The 19158-nt window shown below is 44.6% G+C and carries 17 protein-coding genes; 1 reads left to right on the top strand and 16 read right to left on the bottom strand.

Annotation, left to right across the window (positions count from 1 at the left end):
* Positions 1-115: 115 nt before the first annotated feature.
* Together guaA and guaB are read right to left on the bottom strand one after the other, a co-directional pair.
* Complete coding sequence (gene guaA / locus OCU38_RS09850; protein WP_021712163.1) at positions 116-1693, bottom strand: glutamine-hydrolyzing GMP synthase; 1578 nt, start codon at positions 1691-1693, stop codon at positions 116-118.
* 143 nt (positions 1694-1836) lie between these two features.
* Positions 1837-3300, bottom strand: a complete 1464-nt coding sequence (gene guaB / locus OCU38_RS09855) for an IMP dehydrogenase (protein WP_023403786.1) — start codon at positions 3298-3300, stop codon at positions 1837-1839.
* Positions 3301-3508: 208 nt separating this feature from the next.
* Between guaB and xseA the strand changes: the two genes are divergently transcribed.
* On the top strand, positions 3509-4858 hold the full coding sequence (xseA, locus tag OCU38_RS09860; RefSeq protein ID WP_390625223.1) for an exodeoxyribonuclease VII large subunit: 1350 nt from the start codon (positions 3509-3511) through the stop codon (positions 4856-4858).
* On the opposite strand, the gene OCU38_RS09865 is transcribed toward xseA, so the two are convergent.
* The 14 genes from OCU38_RS09865 to hscA form a co-directional block, all read right to left on the bottom strand.
* Positions 4855-5088 (bottom strand): zinc ribbon domain-containing protein, encoded by a 234-nt coding sequence (locus OCU38_RS09865; protein WP_261822949.1) that lies wholly within the window; start codon positions 5086-5088, stop codon positions 4855-4857. The two genes, xseA and OCU38_RS09865, sit on opposite strands and share 4 nt — an antisense overlap.
* 445 nt (positions 5089-5533) lie before the next feature.
* Entirely contained in the window at positions 5534-7021 is a 1488-nt protein-coding gene (gene der, locus OCU38_RS09870) for a ribosome biogenesis GTPase Der (RefSeq protein ID WP_261822950.1), read from the bottom strand.
* A gap of 454 nt (positions 7022-7475) precedes the next feature.
* Positions 7476-8636 carry an outer membrane protein assembly factor BamB gene (gene bamB, locus OCU38_RS09875; protein ID WP_152819505.1) on the bottom strand — a complete coding sequence of 387 codons (1161 nt, stop codon included), beginning with the start codon at positions 8634-8636 and terminating at the stop codon, positions 7476-7478.
* A gap of 11 nt (positions 8637-8647) precedes the next feature.
* Entirely contained in the window at positions 8648-9262 is a 615-nt protein-coding gene (locus OCU38_RS09880) for a YfgM family protein (protein ID WP_261822951.1), read from the bottom strand.
* An 11-nt stretch (positions 9263-9273) separates the two neighbouring features.
* The gene (gene hisS / locus OCU38_RS09885) at positions 9274-10542 is read right to left on the bottom strand and encodes a histidine--tRNA ligase (RefSeq protein WP_261822952.1); all 1269 of its coding nucleotides are present in this window, start codon (positions 10540-10542) and stop codon (positions 9274-9276) included.
* A 42-nt stretch (positions 10543-10584) separates the two neighbouring features.
* Entirely contained in the window at positions 10585-11706 is a 1122-nt protein-coding gene (ispG, locus tag OCU38_RS09890) for a flavodoxin-dependent (E)-4-hydroxy-3-methylbut-2-enyl-diphosphate synthase (RefSeq protein ID WP_023405595.1), read from the bottom strand.
* Positions 11707-11708: 2 nt separating this feature from the next.
* Positions 11709-12635 (bottom strand): RodZ domain-containing protein, encoded by a 927-nt coding sequence (locus OCU38_RS09895; protein ID WP_261822953.1) that lies wholly within the window; start codon positions 12633-12635, stop codon positions 11709-11711.
* 49 nt (positions 12636-12684) lie between these two features.
* Complete coding sequence (gene pilW / locus OCU38_RS09900; RefSeq protein WP_261822954.1) at positions 12685-13359, bottom strand: type IV pilus biogenesis/stability protein PilW; 675 nt, start codon at positions 13357-13359, stop codon at positions 12685-12687.
* Positions 13360-13422: 63 nt separating this feature from the next.
* Positions 13423-14538 carry a bifunctional tRNA (adenosine(37)-C2)-methyltransferase TrmG/ribosomal RNA large subunit methyltransferase RlmN gene (locus OCU38_RS09905; RefSeq protein WP_023405592.1) on the bottom strand — a complete coding sequence of 372 codons (1116 nt, stop codon included), beginning with the start codon at positions 14536-14538 and terminating at the stop codon, positions 13423-13425.
* 156 nt (positions 14539-14694) lie between these two features.
* A complete protein-coding gene (gene ndk / locus OCU38_RS09910) occupies positions 14695-15123 on the bottom strand; it encodes a nucleoside-diphosphate kinase (protein WP_261822955.1) in 429 nt (142 codons plus the stop codon).
* Positions 15124-15207: 84 nt separating this feature from the next.
* Positions 15208-16497 (bottom strand): aminopeptidase PepB, encoded by a 1290-nt coding sequence (pepB, locus tag OCU38_RS09915; RefSeq protein WP_261822956.1) that lies wholly within the window; start codon positions 16495-16497, stop codon positions 15208-15210.
* Positions 16498-16721: 224 nt separating this feature from the next.
* Positions 16722-16916 (bottom strand): Fe-S cluster assembly protein IscX, encoded by a 195-nt coding sequence (gene iscX, locus OCU38_RS09920; RefSeq protein ID WP_261822957.1) that lies wholly within the window; start codon positions 16914-16916, stop codon positions 16722-16724.
* Between the two features lie 27 nt (positions 16917-16943).
* Positions 16944-17282, bottom strand: coding sequence for an ISC system 2Fe-2S type ferredoxin (gene fdx, locus OCU38_RS09925; protein WP_023405588.1), 339 nt, complete (start codon positions 17280-17282; stop codon positions 16944-16946).
* A 12-nt stretch (positions 17283-17294) separates the two neighbouring features.
* Positions 17295-19145: a Fe-S protein assembly chaperone HscA gene (gene hscA, locus OCU38_RS09930; protein ID WP_261822958.1), complete on the bottom strand. Its 1851-nt coding sequence runs from the start codon at positions 19143-19145 to the stop codon at positions 17295-17297.
* Positions 19146-19158: the final 13 nt, after the last annotated feature.

The following is a 19158-nucleotide window of genomic DNA, read 5'->3' on the forward strand; positions in this document are numbered from 1 at the left end:
TTCGCACGCCTACCGCTATATGTCCTAATTTTGCGTCACAATAAAAAAACCCGTAAGACTGATGGCTCACGGGTTTTTGTATCACTGATTATCTAAAACTAGAAAAAGCGCAGGCTTATTCCCATTCGATAGTTGCAGGTGGTTTACCTGAAATATCGTAAACAACACGTGAAATACTGTCTACTTCGTTGATAATGCGGTTTGAAACCTTACCTAGGAAGTCGTATGGCAGATGTGCCCAATGCGCGGTCATAAAGTCGATGGTTTCTACAGCACGTAGCGATACAACCCAATCGTATTTACGGCCATCGCCCATTACGCCAACTGAGCGTACTGGTAGGAATACCGTAAAGGCTTGCGATACTTTGTGGTAAAGATCGGCGTTATGCAGCTCTTCAATAAAGATAGCATCGGCGCGACGTAGCAAATCACAGTATTCTTTTTTGATTTCGCCAAGAACGCGAACACCTAGACCAGGACCTGGGAATGGGTGACGGTAAAGCATGTTGTATGGCAGACCTAGTTCTAAACCAATCTTACGTACTTCATCTTTAAACAGTTCACGCAATGGTTCAACTAAGCCCATTTCCATATCGTCAGGCAAACCGCCTACGTTATGGTGCGACTTAATCACGTGCGCTTTACCTGTTTTAGAAGCCGCAGATTCGATAACGTCAGGGTAGATAGTACCTTGCGCTAGCCATTTAGCATTTTTCAGCTTCTTCGATTCTTCATCAAATACATCAACAAATACGTGACCGATAGTCTTACGTTTTTGCTCTGGATCAGATTGACCTTTCAGTGCTTCTAAGAAACGATCTTCCGCTTCTACTTTGATGATGTTTAGTCCGAAGTGATCGCCAAACATATCCATCACTTGCTCGCCTTCGTTCAAACGAAGCAGGCCGTTATCAACGAATACACAAGTCAGTTTGTCGCCGATAGCACGGTGAACTAGCATCGCCACAACAGAAGAATCAACACCGCCAGAAAGGCCTAGAATCACTTCATCATCACCCACTTGCTCTTTAATACGAGCAATAGCATCATCGATGATTGATTGTGATGTCCACAGTTTTTCACAACCACAGATGTTGATAACGAAGTTTTCTAACATACGTGCGCCTTGGCGAGTATGCGTTACTTCTGGGTGGAATTGAACACCGTAGTATTTCTTCTCTTCATTTGCCATAGCAGCAAACGGACAAGTTTCTGTTTCGGCAATCTTAGTAAAGTCAGAAGGAATTTCGACTACTTTATCACCGTGACTCATCCACACATCTAACAGTGCGTTGCCGTCTTCAGCAATAGCGTCTTCAATACCTTGGAATAGAGAGGATTCTTCAACAACTTTAACCTGTGCATAGCCGAACTCACGTTCGTTAGAACCTGCAACCTTGCCACCAAGTTGTTCAGCCATTGTTTGCATGCCGTAACATACGCCCAATACAGGAACACCAGAATCAAAAACATATTGAGGAGCGCGAGGAGAGTTTGCTTCGGTTACACTTTCTGGACCACCAGAAAGGATGATGCCGTCAGGATTAAATTCACGGATATCCGCTTCTTCTACATCCCAGCTCCATAGCTCACAGTAAACACCAATTTCACGAACGCGACGCGCGACAAGTTGAGTGTACTGAGAACCAAAATCTAGGATCAAAATACGTTGGTCGTGGATATTCTTTGTCATTTAGAAATCTCAATAGTATTAGATGGATGGAGGCAAATGGCCTCCAAAACTTTAAATAATCTGTTACCCCTATAAATAGAGGCAGTTAGGTTGGTTTTTGCTAAGTTGAATCCCTTGAACTCAAGGGATTCATCGACGCAAAATTAACCTAGGCGGTAGTTTGGAGCTTCCTTGGTGATCTGCACGTCGTGTACGTGTGATTCATTCAGACCAGCGCCAGAAATACGAACAAACTCAGCTTTAGTACGCATATCTTCGATAGTTGCAGAGCCAGTTAGACCCATGCTAGAACGCAAACCGCCCATTTGTTGGTGAACGATTTCTTTTAGGCGACCTTTATAAGCGATGCGACCTTCGATACCTTCAGGAACAAGTTTGTCTGCTGCGTTATCTGTTTGGAAATAACGGTCAGATGAGCCTTGAGACATAGCTGCAAGAGAACCCATACCACGGTAAGACTTGTATGAACGACCTTGGTAAAGAATAACTTCACCCGGTGCTTCTTCAGTACCCGCGAACATAGAACCTACCATCACACAAGATGCGCCCGCTACGATAGCTTTACAGATATCACCAGAGAAACGGATACCACCGTCAGCAATAACTGGAATATCAAATTCTGCAGCAACTTCCGCCGCGTCTGCCACTGCAGTCACTTGAGGAACACCAACACCGGTAACGATACGAGTAGTACAGATTGAACCTGGGCCGATGCCCACTTTAACTGCACTAACACCTGCGTCGATTAGAGCACGAGCGCCTGCGCCAGTCGCTACGTTACCACCGATAATTTCTAGATCAGGGTAAGCGGCGCGAGTTTCACGAATGCGGTTTAGTACGCCTTCAGAGTGACCGTGAGAAGAGTCGATAAGTAGAACGTCAACGCCAGCTTCTACAAGAGCGGCTACACGTTCTTCGTTACCAGCACCAGCGCCAACTGCTGCGCCTACACGTAGACGGCCACGCTCATCTTTACAAGCGTTTGGTTTACGTTCTGCTTTATGGAAATCTTTTGCAGTGATCATGCCGCGTAGTTTGAACTCGTTGTTCACAACTAATACTTTCTCAACGCGAGCTTCGTGCATTTTCTCTTGAACTTCTTCAGGAGATGCACCTTCAGTTACTGTTGCTAGACGCTCTTTAGGAGTCATCACTTCAGACACTGTTTTGCTCATGTCAGTCACAAAGCGAATGTCACGACCAGTAATGATGCCCACAAGCTCTTGGCTGTCAGTCACTACAGGGAAACCGGCAAAACCGTGTTTTTCAGTAAGCTTAAGCACTTGATCAATGGTTTGCTCTGGACGAACAGTAACAGGATCAGAAACGATACCCGCTTCAAAGATTTTAACTTGGCGAACCATTTCGGCTTGCAAAGCAATAGGCATGTTTTTGTGAATAAAACCAATTCCGCCTTCTTGAGCTAATGCGATAGCCAAGCGAGCTTCTGTAACTGTATCCATAGATGCAGAAATCATTGGGATATTTAGATTGATATTCTTCGTCAAGCGGGTGCGAAGATCCGCTGTATTTGGGAGAACGGTGGAGTGAGCTGGAACCAGTAGGACGTCGTCGAAGGTCAGCGCTTCTTTGGCAATACGTAACATTTGCAATATCTCACAATAGAGGTGGTAAAGTAAGGAAACCAATCATTTATACGGGCTGTATTAAATAGTTGGAATTGATATTGCGGATGGATTATACGCAGAGCGCAATCGTTTTGCTACTCATTTTTTGAAATTTAATTTGCCTTTTACCTATTGCTGTGTATTATATTGGAGCTATCTTCCATACCCATGTCTGAAGAGCGTCAATTTGCCCTCCCCGCAATCCAATAATATTTTTACTGTTTCACGCCTCAATGCTGAAGTGCGCTTACTCCTAGAAAATGAAATGGGAGTGGTTTGGCTTATTGGTGAAATTTCCAATTTTTCATCTCCAGTGTCTGGACATTGGTATCTGACTCTTAAAGATTCTCGTGCTCAAGTAAAGTGCGCCATGTTCCGTGGTAATAATCGTCGTGTGACTTTCCGCCCTGAAAACGGCAAGCAAGTTTTAGTCAAAGCGCGCTTATCACTGTATGAACCGCGCGGTGATTATCAACTGATCATTGAATCTATGCAGCCTGAAGGCGATGGTCGTCTGCAGCAGCAGTTTGAAGCGCTGAAAATGCAATTGGCCGCTGAAGGCCTGTTTGCCCAGTCGAATAAACTGCCATTACCAGAACACCCAAAATGCATTGGTATCGTCACCTCCTCTACTGGAGCTGCTTTACACGATATTCTACAAGTATTGAAAAGACGCGATCCTAGCCTACCGGTGATCATCTACCCAACTATGGTGCAAGGGGAAAGTGCTTCCATTAGCATTGCCCAGACGATTGGTCTAGCCAATGAGCGCAATGAATGTGATGTATTGATTGTCGGCCGTGGTGGTGGTTCATTGGAAGATCTTTGGTGTTTTAACAACGAGATAGTGGCGCGAACCATTGCCTCTAGCCAAATTCCAATAATCAGTGCCGTGGGTCATGAAGTGGATGTGACGATTGCAGATTTTGTGGCAGATATGCGCGCCGCAACGCCATCGGCCGCCGCTGAATTAGTTAGCCGAGATCAGAGCTTTAAGCTGCAAGGTCTGCTTGCCAAAAAAAAGCAGTTGATGAATGCCATGAGCCGCTATCTGACGCAGCAGCAGCAGCAAATCTTGATTCAAGAGCACCGATTAGAAAAACTGCACCCTAAGCATCAATTGCAAAAACAAAGTCAGCAGTTAGATGAAAAAGAGGCGCAATTAAAACGCGCAATGCTTGCACAAATCAGCGCCATAAAACAGCGCATTTCTCGTTTGCAGATGCGTCTTGAAATGCATGCGCCTGCCAACAAAATTGCCAAGCAGCAGCAAAATCTAATTTACTTAGAACAGCGATTAAATAAGGCTATTCAAAACCAAGTTCGTCAAGATAGGCACCAGTTTGAGCTGTTGACAGAAAAACTAGACGCGGTAAGCCCTTTAGCCACTATGCGCCGTGGTTACTCTATCTCAACCAAAAATAACCAAGTGGTTACGCAAGCAACGCAACTCAAACAAGGTGATACCTTAGTCACTCGTTTTGCTGATGGTGAAGTAACGTCAAGCGTGCAATCAATAAACGCGGCGCAATCTTAACTATTTTCTACTCTCGTAAACTCAACACGAGCTCGAGACTTTGACTTGAGCTCGTTGCAAGCGGCATTACAAAAGTAACTGGCTGCGCCACAGGCTTGCAGTTTTTCCAACTCCGCATCGCAATCAGGGCAAAAGGCTAACTTTTTATAGTGCGCCTGACAGTCTGCACAATAATACTGACCATCCCATTGCAGTTCTTGATTACACTCAGGGCAAATGTTTTGTGTCATTCGCTACTCTCCACTGTTTAATGATGCTACTCATCAAAGCCATTAATTTATCTTAAAAATAACCTATAGTTTCACATAGCTTGCACAGATAAAATGAGTTTGATTACATAGCCATCAATTTATGTTCATTGTTGCTTATTCTTCTATCAAAACCGCCGCATTACAGCTTTAACATGATCTTTGTTTGATCTTCTACTTTATTGCTCGTGATCAGCCTTCTACCGTAAAAAGAACATTTATATAACCACACACCGAAAGCATAAGTTACATATGCTGTTTTTCAATTTACAGAAGATTATTATTCTACCCTCTGTATTTTGAATGGTATTTTAAGAATAAAATAAAAAGATCTCCCATATCGATTTTGTGTAATTGTCCTCTTTTTAGGGTAAAAAAAAGCCGCTTCGGCGATCGAAGCGGCTTTAAAAATGATAAAGCGTAACTGTTACTTTTTGCTACTGCGGCCTTTCAGCATTTGTGACAAACGTTTTTTCTTACGCTCTTGCGAGATTGTCATCTTGCTAGATTTACCCTCAAATGGGTTTTCACTGCTTTGGAACTGAATACGAATTGGTGTACCCATGATCTCTAGAGAGCGGCGGTAGTAGTTCATCAAGAAACGCTTGTATGACGCAGGAAGCTCATTAACCTGATTACCGTGTATAACAACGATAGGTGGGTTATATCCGCCTGCGTGAGCGTATTTAAGCTTCACACGACGGCCTCTAACCAATGGTGGTTGGTGATCGTCGGTTGCCATTTTCATAATGCGAGTCAGTACCGAAGTGCCGACACGGGTTGTCGCCGATTTATACGCTTCTTGTACAGATTCGAACAAGTTACCTACACCGGTACCATGCAATGCAGAAATAAAGTGGATACGCGCGAAATCAACGAAACCAAGGCGGCGATCAAGCTCTTTCTTAACGCGTTCTTTAACGTCAGTATCAAGACCATCCCACTTGTTCACGGCAATCACGATAGAACGACCAGCGTTCAATGCAAAGCCAAGTAAGCTCAGATCCTGATCCGAAATATTTTCACGAGCATCGATAACTAATAATACAACGTTGGCATCTTCAACCGCTTTCAGCGTTTTTACTACTGAGAATTTTTCTACCGTTTCATTGATACGACGACGGCGACGAACACCCGCAGTATCAATCAATACGTATTCACGCTCATCCCTTTGCATTGGGATATAAATTGAATCACGTGTCGTACCTGGCATATCGTAAACCACAACACGTTCTTCACCTAAAATACGGTTAGTCAGTGTCGATTTACCTACGTTTGGACGACCGATAATCGCCAGTTTGATAGGCTGATCTTGCAGACGTTTAAATTCTTCTTCTGCTTCTTCTTCGGTGTACTCTAGCTGCTCTTCTTCGTCTTCAAAGCCTGTAAGGTCTTCGATTTCGCCTTGCTCTTTTAGCAGGGCTTCAACGAATGGGTCTAAAGCGCGATCAATCAATGCCGTCACACCACGACCGTGCGCCGCGGCGATTTGATACATATCTTCAACGCCTAACTGCCAAAATTCAGCACTCGCCGCGTCAGCATCGATACCATCAACTTTATTCACCACCAGCATCGCTGGCTTTTCAATCTTACGTAGGTGTTTAGCAATCGCTTCATCAGCAACGGTTAAGCCAGCTCGGCCATCAACCATAAACAGAACCACATCAGCTTCGTCAATCGCCGCTAGCGACTGCTCTGCCATTTTGGTTTCCACACCTTCTTCTGTGCCATCAATACCGCCGGTATCAATAACAATAAATTCATGCTCGCCAAGCTTAGCTCGACCGTATTTTCTATCACGTGTCAGACCTGGAAAGTCTGCAACTAACGCATCTCTAGTACGAGTTAAGCGATTGAATAATGTGGATTTCCCTACGTTAGGACGTCCAACAAGCGCAACAACTGGAACCATAATGACCTCAAAGTAAAAGCGTTGTGTAGTTATACCAATCGTACTAAATAACTGATCATTCTAGCTTGTTAAAATACTCGATAACGGCGTTAGAATTTTTGATTGTAGAATAACTACTTATCAAAAAATTCTGCCTTGTTCTCGAGCATTTTTCCTACGCTAGCTCTGATCACTTACTTAGTGTGATTGGTATTATTGGTAAATATATGCTTATACCAATTCCGATAAGTCAGTGTTCATCAAACCCGATAGCAAACAATTACTGCACAGCAAGCAATGGTTTGCACCTTAATACATAACACAAGGTATCGATGTAATCGGCAAGTACGATCACATATTTATCGGAATGGGTATGACCTATAACTACACTAAAATTAATAACAAAACGGCTCTTAACTGTTTCCAGTCAAGAGCCAATTGCGAATTATATCACGTTATGGGAACGTCTGGAGATCTAATTGATCTTCATCATTTTAACGTCACCGTTGCGTGTTGTGATAACAAAACCATCTTCCACCTCTAAAGGTGCGACGGCAAATCCGCTATCATCTTCCATCTGTTGAGAGATGAACTCACCAGTATTACGATCTAGCCAGTATAGATAACCTTCGCTATCTCCAAGCACTAATTTACGATCGATAACCGCAGGTCCAGTCAACAAACGATATTCAAGCTGACGGTTTTCCCAAAGCTCTGTACCACTTCGAGCATCGACCGCAACAATATGATCTTTATCTGTCACTAGGTAAATATTACGACCATCGGTCGCCATATTTTGTGCAGAAGAATAGTTGCGTTTCCATGCCGCAGAGCCAGAACGAAGATCGATAGCAATCAGCTGACCGTTAATACCAATAGTATATAACATACCGCCGATAACGAGTGGCTGAGCATCAGAGTCAACTAAGCGATCAATCTCAGTAGCACCTTTTGGTGTACCAACTGGTTGCTGCCAGATCATTTGACCGCGATCCACTAGTGCCGCCGCTAAACGACCATTAGACGTACCCCAGAATACACCACCAGAAACCGCAACCGGAGAACTGGTTCCGCGTAAAGTTAGAGTGGGTACTTCGGTACTCACAGTCCACTTTTCGTTACCGGTTTCTTCATCTAGTGCGACTAGAGCGCCACGAGTAGTATGCACAAGCACAAGGTTTGAGTCAGTTTCTGGCACTGATAAGACTTCGCCATCCACCTCTACTCGCCACTTCTCTTCACCGGTGGCTGCATCTAACGAAATCACTTCGCCGTTTTCAGAACCAATGAAAAGCTGTCCGTAAGAGGCTTTAATGCCACCGGCCAAACGAGCTGGGACATCTTTTTCTAAGTCGACAGACCACACTTTATCACCGGAGGTGGCATCAAACGCTGCCACATCACCATCACGGCTCGCCACAAACACTTTGTCATAAGCGTAAGCTGGCGTCAGCTTTGAAAAGTATTGTCCAACACCATCACCCACTGAGGTAGACCAGACTACAGAAGGCGTAAATTGACTTTCTACAACTGGTACTGGCGCCATAATAATGGTGTCTTCTTCGCTAGCACACCCGACTAACGCTACAGTAAATGTAGTGAGAAGTATGCGACGAAGCCACTTGTTAGTTAGCATGCTAAGCGATCCTATTTGGCTAAATCATCAAGTTTGAACTGGATAGTTTGGCTAGCATCTGTGGCTTGTTGTGCTGCAGAATATGCTGTGTATGCACCTTCACTATCACCATTACGAAGCAATAAATCGCCTTTTAGCTCAGCAATACGACCTTCCCAACCAGCTGCTTTTAGCGTGTCTAGTTCAGCAATAGCTGCATCCAGTTCACCTAGCTCAGCTTTAACACGCACAGCACGCAAAGCGATAACCGGCGTAAGAGCTTCGTCTTTAGTATTGGCTTTTGCCCACTCAAGTTGAGTCAAAGCAGACTTGTAATCCGCTTGAGCTACTTGAGCTTGTGCAAGTTGTAATGCAGCCAGTACCGCGTATTCACGGTCAGAGTGAGCATTGATAAAGGCTTGAATGTCATCAGAAGCTTCTAAACCTTTAGTGTTCAGTGCTTGAATAGTTTCTGCGTACTCAGCCGCTGCGCCTTCTTGACCTGTGACGATTGAATCTTGGTAGTAACGCCAGCCAAATAAACCACCTAGGCCAATTACTACACCTAAAACGACTGCTTTACCGTTTTCTCTCCACCAATCCTTGATGGCTTCAACTTGTTGTTCTTCGCTATCGTACAATTCCACGACGGATCCTCTTAAATGAATTCTTTTAGTTTGTTTACCAGATCTGCTTGCGCGATAGTGATTTGTTCACCGCCGATGAGATCCTTTATTACGACATTATTCTCTGACACTTCGTTTTCGCCCAGCACTAGCGCAACTGCAGCACCGACTTTGTCAGCTCGTTTAAATTGTTTTTTGAAATTGCCACCGCCGAAGTGATTCATAACACGCAGCTCAGGTAATTGCTCACGCAACTCTTCAGCAAGTTTCATTCCCGCTAGCATAGTGCCTTCGCCTGCTGTCACGACATAAGCGTCTACAGAGCGACGAACATCAGCAAGCTCTAACGTTTCTAGCATTAGCACTAGACGCTCTAAGCCCATAGCAAAACCAACCGCTTTAGTTGGTTTACCACCTAACTGCTCAACCAGTCCGTCGTAGCGACCGCCACCACATACTGTACCTTGAGAGCCAAGGCTTTCAGTGATCCACTCGAATACGGTGCGGTTATAGTAATCTAAACCACGCACTAAGCGTTGATTAACTTGATATTCGATACCAGCCGCATCGAGAAGTTCACATAAACCAGCAAAATGTGCTTTAGATTCAGGGTCTAAGTAGTCAGCTAGGCGTGGAGCCTCACCTAAAATCGCCTGAACATCAGCGTTTTTGCTATCTAAAACACGCAATGGGTTGGTGTACATGCGACGTTTGCAGTCATCATCTAAAACATCAATGTGCTGTTCTAGATATTCAATCAATGCAGTGCGGTAATTAGCACGCGCTTCTAGAGAACCAATCGAGTTCAGCTCTAAACGTACGTGTTTGTCGATACCTAACTCACGCCATAAACGCGCCGTCATCATGATCAATTCAGCATCAACATCAGGGCCATCAAGACCAAACACTTCCACACCACATTGATGGAACTGACGGTAACGGCCTTTTTGTGGACGTTCGTGACGGAACATAGGTCCCATGTACCATAAACGTTGTTCTTGGTTGTACAGCAAACCATTTTCGATACCAGAGCGTACGCAACCTGCGGTACCTTCTGGACGTAGTGATAGGCTATCGCCGTTACGGTCTTCAAAGGTGTACATTTCCTTTTCAACCACATCGGTAACTTCACCGATAGCACGACTAAATAAGTTCGTCATTTCGACGATTGGCATACGCACTTCATTGTAACCGTATGCGCTGACCACACGCTTAACTGTCGACTCTAATTTCTGCCAAAGAGGCGATTGAGTAGGAAGGCAGTCATTCATGCCTCGAATTGCTTGGATTGTTTTTGCCACTATTAAATACCGTATATTGTCAGGGCGTGCGCCCTGAAACATTTATTTTTGAATATTGTTCACATCGATGCGATTTTGCGGATCGAGTTGACTCGCTTTAGCGCGGATCTTAGCTTCAAGCTGATCGATGACATTATCGTTATCAAAACGTTCTTTCTGGCGCTTGCCATCAAGATAATAAGCACTCTTTCTATTGCCACCGGCGATCCCCATATGAGAGACCTCAGCTTCACCAGGACCATTCACTACACAACCAATAATGGACACATCCATAGGTGTAATGATGTCTTCTAGTCGCTGCTCTAGTGTATTGACCGTATTGATCACATCAAATTCTTGGCGTGAACATGTAGGACAAGCAATAAAGTTAATGCCACGAGAACGAATGCGTAGCGATTTAAGAATATCAAAACCCACTTTTACTTCTTCAACTGGATCAGCCGCCAGTGACACACGCAATGTATCACCAATGCCTTCAGAAAGAAGCATGCCTAAACCTACCGCTGATTTCACCGACCCAGCGCGTGCGCCACCAGCTTCGGTAATACCTAAGTGCAAAGGTTGATCAATCTTAGTGGCAAGCAGTCGATAAGAATCTACCGCCAGAAAAACATCCGATGCTTTTACGCTCACTTTAAACTGATCAAAGTTAAGGCGATCTAAAATATCCACATGACGCATAGCGGATTCAACCAGCGCTTCGGCTGTTGGCTCGCCATACTTTTCTTGAATTTCTTTCTCTAAAGAACCACCGTTTACGCCAATACGAATAGGGATATTCATATCGCGCGCGCAATCGACTACCGAGCGAATTCGATTTTCATTGCCGATATTACCTGGGTTGATGCGTAGACAGTCTACCCCGTACTCCGCCACTTTTAAGGCGATTCGGTAATCAAAATGAATGTCCGCGATCAGTGGGACTTTGACTTGTTGCTTAATGATTTTAAACGCTTCTGCGGCATCCATTGTTGGAACAGAAACGCGCACCAAATCAGCGCCTACTTTCTCTAAAGCATTGATTTGCGCAACCGTGGCTGCAACATCCGTGGTACGGGTGTTCGTCATCGACTGTACAGCGATGGGAGCCCCATCGCCAATGGGTACGCCGCCGACATAGATTCGTGTCGAAGGGCGACGCTTTATTGGTGATTCTTGATGCATAATTACTCTGCAGTGAAACGTGCTACTTTGCCCGCAGTATACCTAGAAAGGTCGATAGGTTCACCCGAAATTGAAAGTGAAACCACCTCTGGGGCGCCAAGTACGAATTTGAAAGGACCTTCACCGTCCAACTCAAGTTTCTGTCCTTCTTTTTTTACGCCAGTCCATAGGGTTTTACCATGCACATCTTGAATTTGAATCCAACAATCTGCAGTAAAGCTCATCGCTATTTTAGGCGCATTCTCAATCGCTTTTGTGGCAGTCTCTGTGGTTGATTCATGCTTTGGCACTGTCGCCACTAGCACGGTATCGTTATCTGTATTAGTCGCCACTTGAGCCTCGGCGTTACCGTCACTTGGTAATGCAGTTTCTTCAGTTACAGGCTGCGGTTCTGCTACAAGCTCAGGTTCAACATTTGCCTCGGAGACTTCGCTATCAACGGTTTCGGTAACTTGTGTTGTCGTAGTGTCACTGACAATAGTGTCGGCATTTTTTTCGCTTTGCCACCACCAAACCACTGAGATACCTATGATGATAGTAAAGATACCCCAAGTGAGCTTCATAATATTATTATCATGCTTCTTTTTCTTGGTTTGCTGAGAAAAGCTCTGCATGCTTTCTTCATGAGGCTGAGCTAACAGCGAACTATCAAGCAATTCGACAATGGCTTTTTCATCAGCGCCTACCGCACGTGCATACGAACGAACGTAGCCACGGGTAAATGTATGTACTTGCCCTTCTTGAAAGTCGTTACTCTCAATGCCTTGTATAATGGCTAATCTCAATCTTAAACGATCAGCGATCTCTTTCTGGCTGATTCCTAATGATTCTCGCTTAGCACGTAAAATATCACCAATCATGACAGTGCTCGTGTTGCCATCGTTTGAATCAGAATGCTGTTCTTCTACGTTGTTTGAGTCTGTGTTCATTATTTTGATTACTTCATTCTAAATAGGAAGTTAAATTAAGGATCGACAATCAATTATTCATAGATGATTTACGATCGAGTTCATCTTGTAATTGTTGCACTTCGACTCTTGGACCAAACCTTGAGTGGATAGATTGCAATCTTTGTCGAGCTTCGCTAAATGCGCCGAAGTGAACCGACAATTTGGCCAGTTCAATATGACTTCGGAAGCGTGACGGCTCATACTCTAAAGACTTATTAAAATAAGTTTCAGCCAGCCTAAAATCGCCCTGCATTATTGCACAGATACCTGCATTTTCGTAGCTTGCGGCAACATACTCGTAACGGGTTTGCTGAATCGCTTGTTTAAACTGCTTTTGAGCGGATCTGTATTTTTTCTGTCGACATAAAAATACGCCGTAATCATTTAGCACAGCACCATCATACGGTGATTTGGCTAATGCTTTTTGGTACCAAATATCAGCAACATTAGGCTCTGACACTTGTTGGTAATAATAGGCTATTGCAGAGGAAGCGCGTACATAATTGGGTGCATAACGGTATGCCAAGTCAAGATTTTGCTTTGCTCTGACATTGTACCCAAGGGCAAGGTAGTTTATACCCAGCTCTATACGAGCATCCGCAGCTTTGAGGGGGTTAAATTTCGCGGTTCCAGCCTCGCTATCAACTGTAACACAACCGAAAGTAAGACTGAGTAAAAAAAGTGTGACCAATCCTTTAAACATAAGGTTCCCCGGCAAGTATTATCGGGGAACCTCACGCCATGTAATCAACTGGTTTAATATCTGTTATAGAGTTTTAACAGGAATGGCTTCCCCAGTGTTTCGTTGAGTACGTTTAGTTCGGTCAATAACATCACCGACTAATTGACCACATGCCGCATCAATATCATCGCCACGAGTCTTACGTACAGTTACCGTGTAATCGTATTGCATCAAGGTTTTCATAAAACGATCGATGCGTGAATTACTTGGCTTCTTATAAGGTGAACCAGGATATGGATTAAAAGGTATTAAATTGATCTTTGCTGGGGTGTCTTTTAGCAATTCTGCGAGTTGTCTCGCATGCTCCATGTCATCATTCACATGATCCAACAAGATATACTCAACCGTCACTTTGCCACGGTTAGCATTTGAGGTCGCAATATAACGACGTACCGACTCTAAGAATTCTTCAATGTTCCAACGATCATTGATTGGCATGATCTGGCTACGTAATTCGTTGGTTGGCGCGTGCAATGAAATTGCCAGTGCTACATCGATATTACCTGTCATTTGATCAAGACCAGAAACCACGCCAGAAGTAGACACGGTAACGCGGCGTTTAGATAAGCCAAAACCTAAATCATCTAACATGATGTTCAAAGACGGCATCAGGTTATTCATATTCAGTAGTGGTTCACCCATACCCATCATTACCACGTTGGTAATAGGACGACGGCCAGTCTCTTTTTCGATACCAATCTCACGCGCAGCGCGCCAAATTTGACCTGCAATCTCAGATACGCGCAAGTTACGGTTAAAGCCTTGCTGACCGGTTGAACAGAATTTACATTCTAGTGCACAACCTACTTGAGAAGAAACACACAAGGTAGCTCTATCACCATCAGGGATATAGACCGTCTCTACGTCTTGATCGCCTACGCGCATAGCCCACTTGATGGTGCCATCGCTAGAGTATTGCGCATCAGATACCTGCGGAGCACGGATCTCGGTAAGACGTTGTAGTTTTTCACGCAACTTCTTATTTAAGTTGGTCATTTTTTCAAAGTCATCATAACCAAAGTGGTATATCCACTTCATTACCTGCTCTGCGCGGAATGCTTTTTCACCTAACTCATCAGCGAAGTACTGACGGAGTCCTTGGCGATCAAAATCAAGCAGATTAACTTTAGCTTTAGTCATGGAGCCTCTCAACAACGAACATCAAATCTCGGGGCGCAGATTGTACAGTGTTTGTGCAACCGCAACAACAATTATGTGAGCGAAGTAGAAGAAAGCGAAAAATGGAGTTTTAAAGGCTAGGCCCTAATAAACTAGGGCCTAGTCGCTGTTTTAGCCTTAGGTTCTAGGATGGATTTCTGAAGCAGGGAAGAAAAACTCAATTTCACGAGCGGCAGAGATTGGGCTATCTGAGCCGTGTACCGAGTTGTAACGCATGCTAAGCGCATGGTCAGCACGAATGGTGCCACAAGCGGCTTGCTCAGGGTTGGTTTTGCCCATCAACTCACGATAACGAGCAATTGCGTCTTCACCTTCAAGCACTTGCACCATAATAGGACCAGAGGTCATAAACTCTTTAAGCTCTGAGAAGAACTCCTTTTCAGCATGTTCGGCATAAAACCCACCTGCTTGCTCATCGCTAAGATGTAGCATTTTTGCGGCTACAACACGCAGGCCTGCTTGTTCAATTCGCTGATAAATAGTTCCGATGATATTGCGTTTTACCGCATCCGGTTTCACGATAGAAAATGTTCTTTCAATGGCCATTTATATTCCTTATAGCTCTTGAACCGTCTAAGACAGTTGTTTTGTTTCTATAAAAAAAGGCCCCAAAGGGACCTTAATTTCTAATTACTGATTGTTTAGAAGGTTTGCTAGTGTACGAACTCCCATTCCTGTACCTCCAGCAGCCCACTTGTCTGAGGCAGACTTGCGATATGCCCCGGCACAATCAAAGTGCAACCAACCTGTTTTGTAATCTTCCACAAAGTAGGATAAGAACGCCGCCGCTGTGGATGCGCCCGGAGAATAGTCACCACTACTGATATTTGAAAGATCCGCAAAGTTAGACGGCAACATACCACGATGGAAATCCGCTAGCGGTAGAGGCCATAGACCTTCTTTTTCTTCCGCTGCGCAAGCTAATGCTTGCTCTGATAGTGCGTTGTCAAAGCTAAGCAGTGCGTGGAAGTCATTACCTAGTGCATTTTTTGCCGCGCCAGTTAATGTTGCACAATCAATGATCAATTCAGGGTGCTGTTCGCTTGCGTAGATAAGGCCATCAGCCAACACTAGACGCCCTTCAGCATCGGTGTTCATCACTTCTACTGTTTTGCCATTTTTGTAGGTGATTACGTCACCTAGTTTAATCGCACGTCCAGAGATCATATTCTCTGCACAACACAGGATCAATTTCACGCGTTTGTTTAAGCCGCGAAGAATTGCTAAGGCTAGACCACCGGTAATGGTTGCCGCGCCACCCATGTCAGACTTCATTGCAGTCATGAATTGAGAAGGTTTTAAGCTGTAGCCACCTGAATCAAAGGTGATACCTTTACCCACTAGACACGCCATTACAGGAGCATCTGGGTTACCCGTAGGGTTAAAGTCCAGTTGTAGCATTGCTGAGGTGCGCGCAGAGCCGCGTCCCACGGCGTAGATACCTTCCCAACCGCCTGTTAGTAGATCTTTGTCTTTAACAATGCGATAAGTTACCTGACCTTCTTCGGCTACTGATTTAATCAGTTCACCAGCCATAGTTGCAAGCTGACGAGGTGCCACTTCTTCTGCACTCTTGTTGATGATGTCACGAGTCCAGTTAGCCACTTTAATACGGTCTTGAAGCTCTTTTTCATCCGCTTCAGCCAGTGGTTGCCACTCTAGTGTGTTGTTACGTTTTGGATTACGGAAACTTTGTGCAAAAGACCAGATAGCTTCTAGATCCCAAAGCTCGCCTACTAGGCTCACTTCTTTAATACCTTGCCCATCTAACTTACGCGCTGCTTTTTGAATTGCGCTGTAATCAAGAGTTTGGCCAATATGGACTAAGCAACCTTGCTCTGTGTGAGAAAGAACGGCGTTTTCGCCCCATTGAGGTGCTGCTTTATCTGTAGATAATGATACTTGCATTGCTGTCGACATGACCTCTCCTTGCCCTATATTTTACTTATATATTTTCAAGATACAGGAATCCTAGTTCCTCTGACAGAGGAAACTCTGCTATGCCATGAAAAGTAAGATCCCCTTCCTAGCAAGCCCTGCCTGATAACTTACTTATGGAGCCTATTATGCCTAGGCTCAATGCCAAAAACATAAAAATCGGGCGCAAAGGCCCGATTTTTATTAAATAAATGTTAAGTAGACCGTTAATCTGCTTCATCTAGCCAGCAAAGGATGATGGCTTCTAGAATTTTTTCATTCGAATGATTTGGTTCATCATCAAACTCTTCTAGATCTAATATCCATTGATGTAAGTCTGTAAAGCGTACCGTTTTAGGGTCCAATTCTGGAAACTGTTCGACTAACTCAATAGCAATATCACGGCTGTCTGTCCATTTCATGACGCACTCCTTTATCTATGAAATTGATTAGTGATCTTCTGAAGCGTGATTCAATGTATAACGAGGGATCTCAACCACAAGATCTTCATCTGCAACTACGGCTTGGCAACCTAAGCGAGACTCTGGCTCAAGGCCCCACGCTTTATCTAACATATCGTCTTCTAGCTCTTCACTCTCTTCAAGAGAATCAAAACCTTCACGTACAATCACATGACATGTGGTGCAAGCACAAGACTTCTCACAAGCATGCTCGATGCCGATGCCATTTTTCAAAGCTACATCTAATACTGTCTCACCTGAATTAGCCTCAAAAACAGCGCCTTCTGGACAGAGATCATCATGGGGTAAAACTACAATCTTAGGCATAGTACTTTATCTCTATATATCATCTACTGACTGGCCAGATAACGCCTGGCGAATCGATTTATCCATACGACGAGATGCAAACTCTTGGCTTGCTTTATCCGTCTTCTTAATTCCATCTTCGATTGCATCGGCGTTGTCACTATTACGCAATGCGATCAAATCTTCAATAACGCTAAGTAGCTGAGTGCGCTCTTGCTCACTCAATAACTCATCACCGTCCGCTTGCAGCGCCGCAATCAGACCTTCAATAACACGATCCGCTTCTACGCGCTGCTCAGCTAACGCTCTAGCGTGCATGTCTTCTTTGGCAAACGCCATTGAATCTTTCAGCATCTTGGTGACTTCAGTATCGCTCAAGCCGTAAGAAGGCTTAACTTGGATCTCTGATTGCACACCCGTGCTTTTTTCCATCGCAGTAACAGACAGTAAACCATCCGCATCCACTTGGTAAGTGACTCGAATATGCGCCGCACCTGCCGCCATTGGTGGAATGCCTTTTAAGGCAAACTTAGCTAACGAGCGGCAATCATCAACCATCTCGCGCTCACCTTGTACGGTGTGCACTGTCATGGCCGTTTGACCATCTTTGAATGTGGTAAATTCTTGTGCTCTAGCAACCGGAATAGTGGTGTTACGCGGAATGATTTTTTCCACTAAGCCACCCATGGTTTCAATGCCAAGAGAAAGTGGAATAACGTCAAGTAACAGCATGTCTGAGTCAGGTTTATTACCTGCTAGAATATCCGCTTGAATGGCTGCGCCGATTGCGACTACTTCGTCTGGATTAATGCTAGTGAGTGGCTCTCTATCAAAGAAATCACCTACCATTGAACGCACTAAAGGAGTACGAGTTGAACCGCCGACCATAACCACTTCAAGCACTTCATCGGTGCTAACTTCGGCGTCTTTAATCGCGCGGCGACAAGACATCAGGGTTTTCTTCACTAGCGAACGAATCAGATCGTCGAAAGTTTCTCGGCTGATCACGCCTTGCCAATCAAGTACCGAAACTTGAGTTTGTTCGCTATCCGACAGTGCAATTTTGGTGCGCGCCGCAGCATTGAGCAAAATACGGGTTTGTTCCGCAGTTGGCGCGTCTAATCCCATTTCATTTTGAATGTGCTCGGCAAGGAGATGATCAAAGTCATCACCACCGAGAGCAGAATCACCGCCAGTAGAAAGCACTTCAAATACGCCTTTCGATAAGCGCAAGATAGAAATATCAAAGGTGCCGCCACCTAAATCATAAACCGCAATCACACCTTCTTGGGCAGAATCTAAGCCGTAAGCAATCGCCGCGGCAGTAGGTTCATTCAGTAGACGTAAGACATTTAAGCCCGCCAGTTTAGCGGCATCTTTAGTGCCTGCACGTTGCGCGTCATCAAAATAGGCCGGAACGGTAATGACTACTCCGGTTAAATCGCCACCTAATGTTTTCTCGGCGCGTCGCCCTAAGCTACGCAGAATATCAGCCGAAACTTCGATAGGGTTTTTACTGCCATTGTTGGTTTGTAAGATAGGTAAACCATTCTCACTATCCACAATTGAATACGGTAAATTTGGGTAGCGCTGTTTGATATCAGCCACAGAGCGACCAAGCAGACGCTTTACTGAAATAATGGTGTTTTGCGGATCACTTTCAGCAGCATCGATAGCTGGATAACCAACACTGACACTATCAGCTTGGTAATGCACCGCTGAAGGCAATATAGCGCGACCTTCAGAGTCTAATAACGGGCTAGCTTGACCACTGCGCATTGAAGCTACCAGTGAATTGGTGGTACCAAGGTCAATACCTGCCGCAAGCTTGTGTTCGTGTGGTGCAGAACTTTGGCCCGGCTCTGCTATCTGAAGTAATGGCATGACATTCCTATAA

The organism is Vibrio neonatus (genome assembly GCF_024346975.1).
Taxonomy (GTDB): domain Bacteria; phylum Pseudomonadota; class Gammaproteobacteria; order Enterobacterales; family Vibrionaceae; genus Vibrio; species Vibrio neonatus.